This is a genomic window from Nostoc edaphicum CCNP1411, assembly GCF_014023275.1.
GTDB lineage: Bacteria > Cyanobacteriota > Cyanobacteriia > Cyanobacteriales > Nostocaceae > Nostoc > Nostoc edaphicum_A.
In genome coordinates this window covers 2,485,735-2,501,123 of record NZ_CP054698.1, presented here as the reverse complement: position 1 = coordinate 2,501,123, position 15,389 = coordinate 2,485,735, and the positions used below count along the sequence as shown (strand labels likewise).

14 protein-coding genes are annotated in these 15,389 nt (G+C 39.5%); 7 read left to right on the top strand and 7 right to left on the bottom strand.

All coding sequences use genetic code 11. The annotated features are described in order from the left end of the window. Positions 1-89: 89 nt before the first annotated feature. The gene (gene rpe, locus HUN01_RS12875) at positions 90-797 is read left to right on the top strand and encodes a ribulose-phosphate 3-epimerase (protein ID WP_069069288.1); all 708 of its coding nucleotides are present in this window, start codon (positions 90-92) and stop codon (positions 795-797) included. Positions 798-1,575: 778 nt separating this feature from the next. On the opposite strand, the gene HUN01_RS12870 is transcribed toward rpe, so the two are convergent. The 6 genes from HUN01_RS12870 to HUN01_RS12845 form a co-directional block, all read right to left on the bottom strand. Beyond that, complete coding sequence (locus tag HUN01_RS12870; protein WP_181932673.1) at positions 1,576-2,046, bottom strand: HetP family heterocyst commitment protein; 471 nt, start codon at positions 2,044-2,046, stop codon at positions 1,576-1,578. A gap of 31 nt (positions 2,047-2,077) precedes the next feature. Beyond that, positions 2,078-2,344: a hypothetical protein gene (locus HUN01_RS12865; protein ID WP_181931600.1), complete on the bottom strand. Its 267-nt coding sequence runs from the start codon at positions 2,342-2,344 to the stop codon at positions 2,078-2,080. 1,322 nt (positions 2,345-3,666) lie between these two features. After that, positions 3,667-3,921, bottom strand: coding sequence for a cysteine peptidase family C39 domain-containing protein (locus HUN01_RS35340; RefSeq protein WP_238846238.1), 255 nt, complete (start codon positions 3,919-3,921; stop codon positions 3,667-3,669). Positions 3,922-4,295: 374 nt separating this feature from the next. Next, entirely contained in the window at positions 4,296-6,701 is a 2,406-nt protein-coding gene (locus HUN01_RS12855) for a GH116 family glycosyl hydrolase (RefSeq protein WP_181931599.1), read from the bottom strand. Between the two features lie 158 nt (positions 6,702-6,859). After that, complete coding sequence (locus HUN01_RS12850; RefSeq protein ID WP_181931598.1) at positions 6,860-7,693, bottom strand: ATP-grasp domain-containing protein; 834 nt, start codon at positions 7,691-7,693, stop codon at positions 6,860-6,862. A 37-nt stretch (positions 7,694-7,730) separates the two neighbouring features. Further along, positions 7,731-8,600, bottom strand: coding sequence for a hypothetical protein (locus HUN01_RS12845; protein ID WP_181931597.1), 870 nt, complete (start codon positions 8,598-8,600; stop codon positions 7,731-7,733). 135 nt (positions 8,601-8,735) lie between these two features. Here HUN01_RS12845 and HUN01_RS12840 point away from each other — a divergent pair, with 135 nt between their 5' ends. The 5 genes from HUN01_RS12840 to HUN01_RS12820 all read left to right on the top strand — a co-directional run bounded on the left by HUN01_RS12840 (position 8,736) and on the right by HUN01_RS12820 (position 12,534). Further along, positions 8,736-9,656 carry a metallophosphoesterase family protein gene (locus HUN01_RS12840; RefSeq protein WP_181931596.1) on the top strand — a complete coding sequence of 307 codons (921 nt, stop codon included), beginning with the start codon at positions 8,736-8,738 and terminating at the stop codon, positions 9,654-9,656. A gap of 4 nt (positions 9,657-9,660) precedes the next feature. Further along, the gene (locus HUN01_RS12835; protein WP_181931595.1) at positions 9,661-10,200 is read left to right on the top strand and encodes a GAF domain-containing protein; all 540 of its coding nucleotides are present in this window, start codon (positions 9,661-9,663) and stop codon (positions 10,198-10,200) included. Positions 10,201-10,247: 47 nt separating this feature from the next. Further along, positions 10,248-11,507, top strand: a complete 1,260-nt coding sequence (locus HUN01_RS12830; protein WP_181931594.1) for an AAA family ATPase — start codon at positions 10,248-10,250, stop codon at positions 11,505-11,507. Next, positions 11,504-12,148, top strand: coding sequence for a retron system putative HNH endonuclease (locus HUN01_RS12825; protein ID WP_181931593.1), 645 nt, complete (start codon positions 11,504-11,506; stop codon positions 12,146-12,148). The genes HUN01_RS12830 and HUN01_RS12825 overlap by 4 nt, the downstream gene beginning before the upstream one ends. Positions 12,149-12,240: 92 nt before the next feature. Then, positions 12,241-12,534, top strand: coding sequence for an antibiotic biosynthesis monooxygenase family protein (locus HUN01_RS12820; protein ID WP_181931592.1), 294 nt, complete (start codon positions 12,241-12,243; stop codon positions 12,532-12,534). A gap of 51 nt (positions 12,535-12,585) precedes the next feature. Here the strand turns inward: HUN01_RS12820 and pcrA are convergent, their stop codons facing one another. Then, a complete protein-coding gene (pcrA, locus tag HUN01_RS12815) occupies positions 12,586-14,910 on the bottom strand; it encodes a DNA helicase PcrA (protein ID WP_181931591.1) in 2,325 nt (774 codons plus the stop codon). 178 nt (positions 14,911-15,088) lie between these two features. Between pcrA and HUN01_RS12810 the strand changes: the two genes are divergently transcribed. After that, positions 15,089-15,340 carry a hypothetical protein gene (locus tag HUN01_RS12810; protein WP_181931590.1) on the top strand — a complete coding sequence of 84 codons (252 nt, stop codon included), beginning with the start codon at positions 15,089-15,091 and terminating at the stop codon, positions 15,338-15,340. The last annotated feature ends 49 nt before the right edge of the window (positions 15,341-15,389 follow it).

Sequence of the window (15,389 nt, the reverse complement as noted above, 5' to 3'; positions counted from 1 at the left end):
AATCTAAAATCTAAAATCCAAAATTATGAGTCTTGCTCAATGTTTTGTTACAATGCGTACAGACGAGGACGCTTAAAAACCCACTAGCCATGACCCAAAACCTATCTCAAAAGCCCATTGTAATTGCTCCATCTATCCTATCAGCCGATTTTAGTCGTCTGGGTGATGAAATTCGCGCCATAGACGCGGCTGGAGCAGATTGGATTCATGTTGATGTAATGGACGGTCGTTTTGTACCTAATATTACGATAGGCCCTCTGGTTGTGGAGGCGATTCGTCCGGTTACCACCAAGCCACTGGATGTCCACTTGATGATTGTGGAACCAGAAAAGTATGTAGAGGGATTTGCTAAGGCAGGTGCGGATATTATCTCCGTACATGCAGAGCATAACGCTTCCCCACACCTACACCGCACCTTGGGGCAAATTAAAGAGCTTGGTAAGAAAGCTGGAGTTGTACTGAATCCTGGTACCCCTCTAGAGCTAATTGAATACGTTCTAGAATTGTGCGATTTAGTACTGATTATGAGCGTCAACCCTGGTTTTGGTGGTCAAAGCTTTATCCCTGGTGTGTTACCCAAAATCCGCAAGCTTCGCCAAATGTGTGACGAACGCGGTCTTGACCCTTGGATTGAAGTGGATGGAGGACTGAAGGCAAACAATACCTGGCAAGTTTTGGAAGCGGGAGCCAATGCAGTTGTCGCAGGTTCCGCTGTATTTAACGCTAAGGATTATGCTGAAGCCATTACAGCAATTCGCAACAGCAAGCGTCCTAGCCCAGAATTAGCTAAGGTTTAATCCATTTTTGGATTAACTATTCTCCACAAAAAAAGGTGGGCAAATTGCTCACCTTTTTTATGTGTAAATAAAAAAACTGGAAGCTATTCAAGTTTTGAACCTCCAGTAGTTACTATATAAATTGAAAGTTTAGAAACCAGAGTTAATCCAGGTTGGGAGGACTAGGATTACAATAGTTAAAAGAGAAGCGTATGAGCTATTAGTTCTACCAGTCAATAAAGCGATTTCACCGTAACTTTTCTATTTCTGTTCCTGGTATTGATGTTAAGCGTTTGCTTTATTAACTAAAGCAACATCAAGCACAGGATAGGGAGTTTTATAAGCATCACTTGCACCGTCTGCAGTCGGTTAAAGCTGTATAAAATTTGGATTGGGGGAATCCACCTCCCCAAATTCTCTTTGCTCAAACTTCCTCAAAAATAGAACCACCAGTAGCAACGGTTAGATCATCAGTCTTGGTTTAGGAGTTATTTACTCCATGAAACGCTGACTACTTTTGTAATCAGTTTGATTTATTTCATAGTCAGAACTAATCATTGATTTTATTTTTTAAAATTAACTTGCTTGCCAATCACCTCTATGTTGGTTTAAGTTGTAGTTGTTATTAGTTTACCAATACTGTCAGTATATATTTGCCATTTTGGCAGATTTTTGCAAAGAATTATCAAATTCATCAGTGCTATAGAAAACCTGCCATGCTATAAATTTTAAATTAGCACAGCAGGTTCTCAGAGACTTAATCACCTCTAGGGCAGAATCTAGTGATTCAAAATATTTTTTAATTGAATCCACAAGATTTCAAGGAAATGTCTTGAGCATTCTCTGGTTTTAATGGTGACTTGCTTGATTGATGTTCGTTAATGTGCTGTGCCAATCTCTGGTCTAAACTACCACCACGGATTTCTGTTTTTTTCTTTCCAACTACTTCCAGATAAGCTAGGTCTTTAATTTTGCTTAAGCAGCTTGATGATACATTACTATCAGACCTTGAATCATTAGCGTGTTTCAGCATTTTTAGATTTTCACTTTGCTGTTGTTTTGTTCTGTTAGCTTGAGAGTTTTCTTTGAGCAATCGATTGTAGGTGCGATATGGAATGTAATGGAGAGGATTATAACCACCAAATCTCAGCATTAAAACACATGCCCAGGAATACTTCCCAGCAAGAATTGCTTCAACTACTTTGTCAAATTGTTGAGCCTTGACTGTCTTATCTAAGTTGCTACTAATGCCAGCAATGTCTTGATTCATCATAGTTTTTATTTATCTGGGATGAAGTAAACTAGTTCAGGTTCTGCGATTGTTGCTGTTTCAATTGAGGTGTACAGACTGCACTAGCCTTTTGCAGCTGTTGAATCGCTTCTCGGAAATTATCAGCAATGGGACTGTGTTGGATGTTGACAAGAGATGAGAATTCATCAATCAACAGACGTATACATAACTTTCCCAAGCTCTGATTGACTCTTGCAGCTTTGAGCGGTAAAGACTCAGGCTGATGATTCTTTCCATGAACTGACCTTTGATTAAAAACTTGATTGTTTTTAATCAAGTTTGTTGGCTGCTCAGTCTTAATTATCCAGATTCCCTCCAATGAATGGAGGAAACTGTAGCTTTTACTTGTTAGTAAGTGAAAGTTCAAAATTTATCTTTTGTCTTCTCGTGTGACTGATAGGACAAAATCTTAGTGTGATTATTGGTAGATGTAGTTTTATCTTCTTAAACTTTCTCAACTCCTAATTCAATAAATTTTCTCTGTTCAAACGGTTGTATTTCTTACTACTGTTGAATTAGGCATTTTCCGGGAAAATCGCATATTTTTTTGGATAGTGGAGAAAATTTATTTATCTTTGACCGTTAACAACGTCATTCGTATTTATACTATTTTTTGTCGTTAATGTCATCTACTAAGTTAGCAGATTTATAAGCTAAATTTACTGAATGTATTCTGATACTTACTTGTGTCTTGTGCAACTTTTACTTTTGTCCCTCTTTGCTAATTCATGAGGGGTCTTACCCCTCACACAATATCAATTTAAACCCTTTAGTATTGTCGAGTCACTAAAAGATATTACCACTAAGTATGATGTAAAACAACTTCTAAAAATAGTAAAAAATAGAGAAGAGAAAGTCTTAACAGCTATAGCTTTGAACCTATTTTTCAATAGGTTCAATTAGAGGATTATATCTATTAGCCTTGTATTTCTTGATTTACAAGAACTACAGCTTCAGCATGTCTACATGAAATCGCCGTAAACTGATCATGAATATTTCATGATTATCAGTCAGCAATTATAGATAGCCTAGTTTTAAAATAAAATTACTGGCTATGGATAATAAATATATAGATATAGGAATCGTAAGTTGTTTAAAGAATCTCAGTACTCTTGTAGGGTGTGTTAGCAGATCGTAATGCACCCTACTTATATTTCAAAAATAAATAATAGTCTTATAGTTTTAATTATCATCATTACAAGTAAAACGACCATAGCTGGATACTTTTACCAAAAAAGATGTCGCAGACTAAGGCTGTACAAGATTAAATAATTTTGTAATAGAGATAAAGCAGCTAACACAGAATATTATTAAGCTGATTTAGTAGTAAATTTTTTATGTATTAATCTTTAAAAGATTTATAAAATTGAGATTAAAAATGTAGTGGTAGTTAGACTAAATAGTAGTAAAAACACCAATTACCATGAGTTATTCATGAATGCCTTGCTCAACAAGAATATCTCGGTCTAGAACACTGCGCTGTTAAGGTAATGCGCCAAATATCCAAAATCAGGAAGCTGATGGCAAAGACATTAAGGGAAAAGAAGCTTTATCCTGTTGAGCTAACTTCAAACTCTGGATGCGAAAGCCACGCCTTGCCTATGGTTGGGAAATCAATATGCGATCGCTCTTAACTCTCCAGACAACTATATAATGAATTTCTTGCCAATAAGCTATCCGTGGGTTATAATGTGAGTCCAGCTTACTAAGACTCGCCCTCACTAATAGCGCTTCATATCCCAAAGTTTGGGCTGCTTTTGCTAAACCCTGGAGAGATAGACTTCTATAATCTACCCGCGCTAACTGACGCAAAGTGTAGAAGTTTAAACATAAGCTCCAGTATTGGCTAATCATTGCCAAGCACGTAGCACGACGATCTGGTGAACTTTGTTGTTGAGTAAAGGAATAGGAATGCCATAACCTAGCCTTTGATTGTGAACATAGTCTGGGAAATATTAGCAATATTTATCGCTAAAGCTAGTAATATTTGCATTTTTTGAAACAGTAGTCTTGAATTCTCAATCCTTCAACTCTTACCATTACTGTAATTTTCCTTCACTTCCGGAAACACTCGGAAAATAGAATCACAAATCTAGACTCTGCCTTCTCAGATGAAGATGGGCTAAATTTGGCAACGTGCGTATTATACATGGAATATGACTGTTGGTAGGGGTAGCTGTATACCCCTACGTGTGTTGCATGAAAACGAGAATGGCTTTGACCGTTAATCAATTAATAACTAAGTAAATTCCCCAAATCGCCATTGGTCGCAGGTAAGTGCTAGCGCGGAAAGTACCCGCTGCGGTGATAGCTTCAGGTGTGCGAAATTGCAGACCATTTTCATAAATTTGCTGCACCACAGCTTGCGTTAACCTTAACGCTTCATCCTTCATTCCCATCTGCACGAGAAAAGCCGCCAGCCCAAAGTTTATCCCTGTCCAAACTTCTAGGGGGTGAGTAGCTTGGGGATTTTCTGGTGAACCGTCAGGACGAACACCATTAGCAGCACCAAACTCACCATTGCAGAATTTCAAAAAGCAGGCATCATAAACAGTGTTTAGGGCAGAAAGGGCGCGATCGCTCGGTACAATATCAGGTAAATCCAGCAGACGGGCATAAAACTGTCCGCACAATTGATCTGCCATCACCACATCGGAACCACTTTCACTATCAAGTTTGTAATATTGCCCATTCCAGAGTTTTTCTTGGTAAATAGGAAGAGATTGTTGTAACCAAGTTTCATAGATGGATTTTTGCGCCGCCAACTCTGTTGTGTTACCTGTCTGGTAAGTTAATAAAATATCGCTAATTGCGATCGCAGCCTCCAGCGCCGCCAACCACAATCCACCACAATAGGCGCTGACACCCTGTAACCGCCAATCATCAAAGGTTTGGTCAGGCGCACCAGAATTTTCGGGAATCCCATCGCCATCAAGGTCAAAAGTTTTCAGGTAGTCAAGGGTTTGAACGATCGCATTCCAACAATCTGCCAAGAATTCTACATCGTCAGCACCCGTGAGCAGAAAATCACGGTACACTTGCAAGACAAAATCACTACCCAAATCTTTCCACAAATTGCAGTCTTGATAGCTGGTGTAGTTAGTTTTCTCCCAAACGTGTTCGTTGGGTGCGCCTAAATCGTGGGGTGTTGCACCTGCGACTTTACGAACTGCAATCGGGCTTTCTGCCTTAATTGTCATGTAATAACCAATGATTCGGGGAGTATCATCACCTTGAGGAATCGCCCGTGCAAATGCCCGAATCACCGACTTTTCTAATTCTGGAAATAGCATCAGCAGGGCAAAAGAGCCATACAACCGCACATCTAGACTTTCATACCAGCGGTAATCTAAGCACTCCAGCACCGCAAACTGACCGATGGGGTCAAGTTCTGATGCTGCACTCCAGAGAGTACCGCCGCTGGTGAGGTCATAAAGCTCATTAAATAGAGCCATTTTAAACCAGTCGGGTAAATCTTCTCGGTCGAGAATCGGTTTTTGCCAACTTTGAATTTGCGATCGCCAGGTTTGGTATTCTTGTAACGCAGTCGATGCGATCGCCCAAGCATTATTTCCACTTTTACCAAAAAAGTCTGTATATCTGCGATAATAATCAACCCCAGCCGCAAATTCTGTAATGGGTAAATCCCAAGCCAGGACAAAGGGGATTTCGAGAGTTTCGCCTGGTTGGAGAGTGAAACGGAGTGCGATCGCAGCCCCTAATTGTGTATTATCTATTGCTGGAGTCGGATCTAGATAATTAGGCAAAGAACCATCTTTAGCAAAGCTTTCCCATATTTCCTCACCCGTTCCTTCTGGATTCCAGCGGGTGTGGTGGAATAATTCAACTTGGGGATGTTTCAGCGTCGCAATACACCAAGTTCCGTCACCTTCTTGCAAAGCATCACTACCAACCCGACCTAATACACAACCAAACTGTTGTGTATTTTCAACTATTTGGTTATAGTTTCCTTGACTTTCGCCCCAGCGTGGTTGGTATTCGTAAACCGGACTACCATCATCGCGCACTTGCACTTGGGGAGATTTGAGGGCATTAGTAAACCAGCCCACCATATTTTGCCAAGTCAGCATAATGCTGAGAGTAATAGGTGCATCTTTGGGGTTGTGGGCATTCCAGAGGAATAGTGCCACAGGGTAGCTAGTTTCTTGATAATTACCTGCCCAGACTGGTGAAAACTGCTCACAAGTCAACTGTGCTTGAAATACATTTTCATACACAAACCAGCTACGTGGGTATAGCGCGTGATAATTGCCCGTTCCTTTTGTGTCGGCAAGTGTCGGATACCACTGCCAAGCTTGGAGAGTGCTATCATCGGGTGCTTGCGTAGACAAAGCGTAGGCTTGGGAAGATGTACCATTGGATTCAAACACACTGAATTGACAAGCGGGAACGTTTTTGAAGGTATGTTCACCACCGTCGATATGCCACAGGTTGAAATCTCCCCGTGAAGAACGACCAATGCAACCTGCACCAAAGCCACCTAAAGGCGTACCATGCCAAGGGCCATCATCAATATTACTTGCGTAGCGGACGGTATAAGGTTTGTCCCAGCCTAAGCCGATAGGACGGCTCCAAGTACAAGAGGGAATTTTCGGGGAGAGTTGATTTGTCATCACCTGATGTTACAGCGTGCAGTTACGTCAATGAAGACTAACGCGATGTGTGATTTTTCTCAAGTAAAATGCGGTGATAGCATAATAATGTTTCAATCTTGGTTGAAGAAGGCAGTTCTTGCTGGAGGCTTCAGCGCTGGAGAAACAATTAGACGGTGTTATTTTGAAGCTAGGCTAATTATCATTTTTTCAAAAATTTTCAGCACATGTTCCTCTCCATTGTCTCTAGTAAAAATGCTAAAATTTGGGTGAGAATTGATTTCAATTAACCAATATTGATTATCTCGGTCTAATACGATATCTAAGCCACCATAATCAAGGTCTAATTCTTCAAAAACTGGTTTAGCAAAATTAGCAATATCTGACAATATTTGTGGATCGTTAATATACTTTGCTTTTGCACCATTCCAGTGCAGAGGGCTAAGATTCCCTGCAAACTCTGCATTACTTATATCTTTTTCATAGAGCAAAACTAACTCTTTATTTAAGAAAACTGCTCTATATTCAGATTTTATGTCAATAAATTCTTGAGCAAGAGCGACATAATCATACTTTTTAAAATTGACATTAAAAATTTCTTTTAAAGCATTTTCGATTTCATCTTGATTCTGACATAAAAAGACGTTATGTCCGCTAGAGCCAGAATTTCTTTTAACAATCACTGGCGTTTCAAAATTTTCTTTTATTTCTAATACGATATTTTGAATAGTTGGAAATTTTAAGTAAATTTTATACTCTATGTCACAAAAAGGAGAAAGAAAACCTATTGTCCGAGGAAGTTTAACTTTTTTATTTAAAACATGGTAAGTGTATTCCTTATCTTTCATAAGATGTGATACTGCTTGATTAATCAACGGAGTGCTATAGTTACAAAAATAATGGGGTTTATTATTGAGTTTTATTTTGATTAAGTTTTCAGCAGGATGAATAACTTCATAGCTGATGTTTAAATTGTTACAAGCTTGCAGCAATAGAGAAACGTTGTCTAACATAAATACTTAAAGTTAAACCTCTAAATTACGAATTATTTTAACTTGTTGTTTGCCGTTTAAAAATCACTATCTCAGTACCAACAACTGGGTTACGAGCTATTAGCCTCTTTTGGGAGTCGATAATTTCTAAATGGGTAAAATCAAGTTCTTGAGAGCGTTGTAATATCTCCGCAGCTAGTTTGTCTTGCTGAGATTCTTGGAGAGTGTACCAATCATCACTAATTTTGACTGTAAGATTACTCGTGCGAAAGTTGGCTTCAATTGACTTTATCAGACCAGAGGCAATGCGATCGCTAATTTCGGCTACCTGATTTTCAATAGCTGCAATCAAGGCTTGTTCTGGTGTCAATTCGATGATTGGTGTCGGCGTTGGCGTGGGAGTTACTTCTGGTTCCGGTTCCGGCGTTGCTGGGGTGGTTTCTACTTCTGGCGGCGGCGTAATTTCCTCTGGTGGTTGTGGTTCAGGTGCAACTGACTCTGGTGGAGTGGTTATCGTTGGTGTTGATACAGGAACCTCTTCAACCGGGGGAACTGCTGCTATTTCAGTAGGTTTACCAGTCAAGACAGTCGTAGTTGTCCAAACAAGAATTACAGCAATTCCAGTAACAATTCCCGTCAAAGCTGTATCTGATAACTTTGTTGACAAATTTGATGGTAAAAACAAGCGGATTGTCCTTAACAGTCTACCCCATCGCAACTGAAGCTGCTGGAAAACACTGGGTGTTTCCTCAGTACCAGGTGGGGGTGCTGTCTCCAGTTTGTCTACCGTTGTTTCTAAAACCCCAATTGTTCCTCGGAGAAGTTGGATAATTTTAGCCTTCCAAAATGGCTGAACTCTCTGGTAAGGTTTTTGGGGAGGTTGAGTTACTTGCTCATCCGTCGATTTTGACTGATTGTCTTGTGACATGGAACTTTCACCAAAAGCAGCGAATCAAAGACAAACAACGTATATTATTACTGATGCTGCCTTCTTTTGCCTTAATGTATCATTTCATTGCACATTGCTTCGGCTAATCTGACTATTTATTAAATTTGGTGAGCTATGAAACTAAAACGCCGTCAATTTTTATTTTTAAGTAGCCTCAGCGCCATTAGTACAGGATTTTTTTCCTGGATGTTAGTTCGTCAAAATAATCAAAGTGCTGATATTACTGATTTAACAACAGCTATAGCCGCCAACCCAGCCAAAAAAGACTTGTTATTACGTTTTGTGTCTGTAGCAGATACGGGGACTGGAGCTAAAGGACAGTATGCTGTGGCTGGAGCAATGAATGCATATCACAAACAAAATCCTTATGATTTAGTCGTTTTAGCTGGAGATAACATTTACAATAACGGCGAAATCGAGAAAATTAATGCAGTTTTTGAGCGTCCCTATCAAGCTTTGCTAAAGCAAGGTGTGAAATTTCAGGCTTGTTTAGGTAATCACGATATTCGTACTGCTAATGGTGATCCGCAAGTCAAGTATGCCGGCTTTAATATGAAGGGAAGACGCTACTATACATTTAGCCGTGGCTCTGTACAATTTTTTGCTTTAGATACCAACAGTAATGCTGATTGGAAAAATCAACTACCTTGGTTAGAAAAAGAATTAAGTCTTAGTAAAGCTCCTTGGAAAGTTGTATTTGGCCACCATCCAATTTATTCATCTGGTGTCTATGGGACTAATGCAGAGTTTATTAAAACTTTTACTCCGCTGTTTCAAAAATACGGCGTTCAAGTTTATATAAATGGTCACGAACACCATTATGAACGCACTCGTACTATTAATGGAACGACTTATTTAATTACTGGTGGTGGTGCAGGTACTCGTCCTGTCGGGCGTTCAGAATGGACAGAGCATTCTGCTGAGAAGCTGAGTTTTGCAGCGTATGAGGTGTATCCAGATAGAATAGAAGTAAGTGCGATCGCTACTGATAAGCGCGTTTTTGATAAAGGTATTATTCAATTAAAATCAGCTTAGTTAGATGACTCAGCCAGAACTTCCTTCTGCACTCAGCAATATTATAGAATCATCTCAAACACCAGATGCTATATTTTCTGCATTATTGCCAGCCATAGGCGATTTTTTACAATCCGACAGATGTTTTCTATACCTGCACAATCCACAAAATAACCTTGGTAGAGTTGCCTTTTGTTGGATTCGCACTCCAGATGTACCTACCGTCTACAATGAAAAATGGGAAGCGCAACCCCCAACTTTAGTAGATGATGATCCGATGTTTGCGGCTGCACTACGTGCTGAACCTTCAATCTTTGTCGAAGATGTAGAAACTGCTGATTCTCAAGTCTTAAATCAGGAATTTGAACAGAAGTATTTTGGACATCGCGCCCTTATTCATGCTCATATCCGCCAGGATGGGCAACTCTGGGGAATTTTACAACCATGCATTTTTGGTCATCCCAGAGTTTGGACTGAATATGAACGAGGGGTAATTAATAATCTTGTCGAGAAAATCACACCTATTGCAGTTGATTATGTAAAATCTGCTTCTGATTCGCTGTAGGCTGGGCATTACCCACCAAGTAAATTATATTCAGCCTTATTAAAACTATGAAAGTCAAGCGCCTGAAAATGCAATCCTTCCGTGGAATCGGCGATTTGACCCTGGAGTTCGATGAAGCAGAGCCAACGGTATTTATTGGTATCAACGGCGTAGGTAAATCGAGTATTATTGATTGCCTTGCTATTCTTCTATCGCGTTTTACTAGCTCGATTCAACACTCAACATCTTCGGGAAGAGTCTTCAGAGAGGAAGATATCACTAATGGGCAAAAGGAAACACATAACGAAATCACTGTTTCCTTAAATTCTGAAGAAGCAATATGGTCTCTAACCAAGGTACATAAAGGATTAAGCAAAGATACTAACACTAACCTGTCAGCTATAACAAAGGTTGCTGAAAATATCAAAAAAGATTTATATATATCTAATCAATTAAATATTCCTGTCTTAGTTTATTATTCTACCAATCGTGCGGTGTTGGATATTCCTTTGAAGATTCGCACAAAGCATTCATTTGAACAAATAGATGTATATGAAAACGCACTTACAGGAGTAGGAAGTGAGTTTAGAATCTTCTTTGAATGGTTTAAAAAACAAGAAGATTTAGAGAATGAGTTACGCCTGGAAAATAATTCTAGTTATCGAGATAGGCAATTAGAATCAGTCAGGCAAGCCATATCTTCATTAATACCGAGTTTTTCTAATTTACGCGTGCGTCGTTCCCCGCTAATGAGAATGACTGTGCAAAAACAAGGTAAAGAACTTATAGTTAATCAGCTATCTGATGGGGAGAAATGCTTGCTGGCAATGGTGGGAGATTTAGCAAGACGATTAGCAATAGCCAACCCAGGTTTGACAGAACCACTCGAAGGTGAGGGTGTTGTTTTAATTGATGAAATTGAGTTACACTTACACCCCAAATGGCAACGGGAAATTATTCCAGCTTTGACAAGAACATTCCCTAATTGTCAATTTATCGTCACTACTCATTCGCCTCAAGTAATTAGCCAAGTCAAGCCGGAAGGAATTTTTATTCTAGAAAAAACAGACGAAGGTGTTGTTGCTAAAAAACCAGAAAGTTCCTTTGGGAGAGATAGCAATCGCATTTTAGAAGACCTCATGGGTGTTCCAGAACGTCCGCAGGAAATTAAGGAAAGTCTTTTAGAGCTTTTTCGACTAATTGATGCTGGAAATATTGAAGGTGCTAGGCAATTGCGTCAACAATTGGCTATTGAAATTGGAGCAGATGAGCCAGAGTTTATTAAAGCAGATGTACTCATTCGGCGGAAGGAAATTCTCAATAGATGAAGTATATAAAAAAGGTTGCAAAACCGATTAGCTTAAATAAATGGAATAATAAGCTTGGCAGTAAGATACTTCCTTGGAAAAAATTCAAAAAATCAGTGAAAAATGATGTGTTCGATGCATTGCTGTGTGAACAAGGTTATATCTGTTGTTACTGTGGTGCTTCGATCATAAGGAATGAATGCCATATTGAACACTTGAAACCCAAAAGTATTTATCCACAATTGACTTATGAATACACAAATATCATGGTGTCATGTCAAGGTGAAGATGAAAATCAACCTCGAGTACCAGTACATTGTGGTCATAGAAAAGATAACTGGTACGACGAGCATCTGATGGTTTCGCCTCTAGAAATAACCTGCACTGATTTTTTCAAATACCCTGCTTCTGGCGAAATTCAACCAACAGATGAAGCAGGCAAAAAAGCTGCTGCTGAAACAACGATTGAAAACCTTGCACTCAATATCAGCAAGCTGCAAAATATGCGTAGGCTAGCAATTGACGCTGCATTGCTTGCTACTTATGGTTTAACTGAAGCAGAAATACAGCTACTTGCTCAAGGTTATGAAAAACTGGATGCCAACGGGAGATATACTCCGTTTTGTGCTGCTATTAGCTATTTTTTCAAGAATTATTTTTAATTCAATAAAGTGTTTGCATAGGGGTAGCCCGTCGTAGATATGCATTCAGATTAAACTAAGTAACATTAACTTAATTCTCACCGCGAAGTTATATGATTCTTGAGGCAGTTATGCTTAATGTCAAATCTGGACTAGAACCGGATTTTGAAGCTGCTTTCAAAAAAGCTTCTAAAATTATTTCTTCAATGGACGGATATTTATCCCATGAATTGCATAAATGTATAGAAGTCCAAGGGAAATACTTATTACTTGTCAGATGGGAAACTTTAGAATCTCATACTGTAGGATTTAGAAATTCTGCTGAGTATCAAGAGTGGAAAAAACTCCTGCATCATTTTTATGAACCATTTCCCACTGTTGAACACTTTGAAGAAATTGAAATATGAAAAACAAGATTCCCTACTTTTTTGAAAAGTTGGGAATCTATGGTTTTATTTTCAAACTTTTTGCAACTGTGCTACTCTTGGATCAACAATTTTCTGCCCCAAGCTGGCAAATTTAATTGCTACAGACATTTTATTACCTGTTCCAAATACATGCGTGATTTCACCAAGCCCAAAAGTTTTATGTAATACTCTATCGCCCACTTGCCAATTCTGTGTTGAGTCTTGTTTACCATTAGAAGTAGAAGCGCTTTTGGTATAACTTTGACGGCTTGCGCGTTTGGTAGATAATAACTCTTCTGGTAATTCGTCGAGAAATTGCGATCGCATCGCAGGTTCACGAGAACCATACAAACGACGTTCCCGCGCGTGTGATAAAAATAACCTTTCTTGGGCGCGAGTAATCCCCACATAACACAAGCGGCGTTCTTCTTCCAAAGATGCGGGATCGCCCAGCGAACGGTAACCGGGAAATAGCCCTTGTTCCAATCCCACCAAAAATACCACGGGAAATTCTAAACCTTTGGAAGCGTGCAAAGTCATTAAAGAAACGGCTGTTTGCCCTTCTTTTAATTTATCATCAGGATTTACGGCTTTGTCGCTAAGAAAGTTTTGTAAGGAAACATCTTCGTTTTCTTCTTCTTCTTGAAATTCGATTGCAGCATTGTAAAGTTCCTGAACATTTCTTATCCGTTCTTCATTCTCATCTGTATCTTTGCTTTGCAAATCTTGGATATAACCAGAGTCTTCCAGCACTATGTTTACAAGCTCAGGAACGGAAACTGTTGCAATTTGTTCTTGCCAACTCTGAATCATTTTAGCAAAGTTATTTACCGCTTTCGCAGACCTTCCAGCTAATGTATTAACTGAGGTTTCGTCGATGAGAATTTCCCACAGAGTCATCCCTAATTCATTAGAGGCATTTTCTAAAGCATCAATCGTTGCTTTACCAATTCCCCGCCGAGGAGTATTAATAACTCGTAATAAACTTACTGTATCAGATGGGTTAGCGACCGCTCTTAAATACGCGATGACATCTTTGATTTCTTTGCGATCGTAAAACTTAATTCCTCCTACAATCGTGTAAGGAATTTGTTTTTCTACTAACAATTGTTCAAAAGGACGAGATTGGGCGTTTGTGCGATAAAGTATGGCAAAACTACCCCAGTTCAACTCTGGATTTTGGTTTTCTAAAGTACGAATTTGATTAATCACAAATGCCGCTTCTGCAAGTTCCTCATCGGCTTTGTGACAAGTAATCTGCTCACCCGGCCCCCGCGTCGCTTTGAGGATTTTATCAATCCGTTGGGTGTTATTTTCAATTAGTTCATTCGCCGCTTGCAGAATATTTTCACAAGAACGATAGTTTTCTTCCAGCTTAACCATCGTTTGAGTGTCATCATCTACTAAACCATCACCAAAATCTTCCTGAAATCCAAGTAAGATGGTGAAATCTGCCATCCGAAAGCTATAAATTGATTGGTCTGCATCGCCAACAACGAAAACTGAGCGATTTTGCCATTCCCATTCGCTCTTTCTGGTTTCGCCGTTAGTCACCAATAAGTGGATGAGTTGATACTGAGTGCGGTTAGTATCCTGATATTCATCTACAAGGATATGGCAAAATTTACGATGCCAGTAACCCAATACTTGCTCATTTTGCTGAAATAATATAGTCGGTACAAGAATAAGATCATCAAAGTCGAGAGCGTTGTTTTGGGCTAATTTATCTTGATATAAATTGTAGACTTGGGCAATTACCCGTCCGCGATAATTGGGTTGGTCTTGCTCAAATTCTTGGGGCGATAAACCTTGATTTTTCGCGTTACTAATAGCGTAGCGAACAGAGCGGGCGTCAAACTTCTTATCGTCTAAATTTAGCTGTTTATTAACAATTTCTTTAATCAGAGTCATCACATCTGATTCATCAAAAATAGAGAAATTGCGATTCCAACGCCGTCCTTTTTCGTCTACGTATTTTTCAATATCAAAACGGAGAATACGAGAAAATAGACTGTGGAAAGTGCCACACCACAAATCTTTGATAGTACTTTTGTAAACTTGCGATCGCAGTTGGGTTTGTTGATATTCTGTCAACAAATCCAATCGCTGACCGTGTTGTTTCATCGCCAGTTGTTCTGCAAACAGGCGTTGAACCCGGTCTTTCATTTCTCGCGCAGCTTTGTTGGTAAAAGTAACCGCCAGGATATTTTCTGGATCAACACGGTGTTTCAGAATCAGATTCGCAATGCGATAAGTCAGCGCTCGTGTTTTACCGGAACCCGCGCCAGCAACAACTAGCAACGGGCCGCAGTAGTGTTCGACGGCTTGACGTTGGCTAGGGTTAAGGTGACTGAGAAAGTCGATGGTTGTTGTCATGGATGTGAAAAAGCGATGTCTCCGACGGGCTAGGCCTACGCCTGGCGTCACATCAATAGAGAGTTGCTATTGCCCAGGTTACAATATCTTAACGAAACTTGGTCAACAAAGATTGTGTAGCAATCTTCTTAACCAGAATGGTACTGTATCATGATTTATGTAGAAGTAAGAAAAAGCTATGCTGTCAGTCAAAGGCACATTCCAAAACGGTGTAGTTCATCCTAACGAACCAATTGAAGGGCATGAAGGGCAGTCAGTTATAATTGTGTTTGTCGAAGAAAACCGCACACCTCAGCCAGCAACTCCAGAAGACTCAGATTGGGATAAGCTGAGGCAGTTGATTAAAAACTGTGCAGTTGATACAGATATTAGCGATTTGGCACAGCAGCATGACCATTATCTCTATGGAATGCCAAAGCGAGAATCATAACCTTGACGAAAGTTTTTGTCTTCACATCTGCCTGGATTACTCAAGCCTT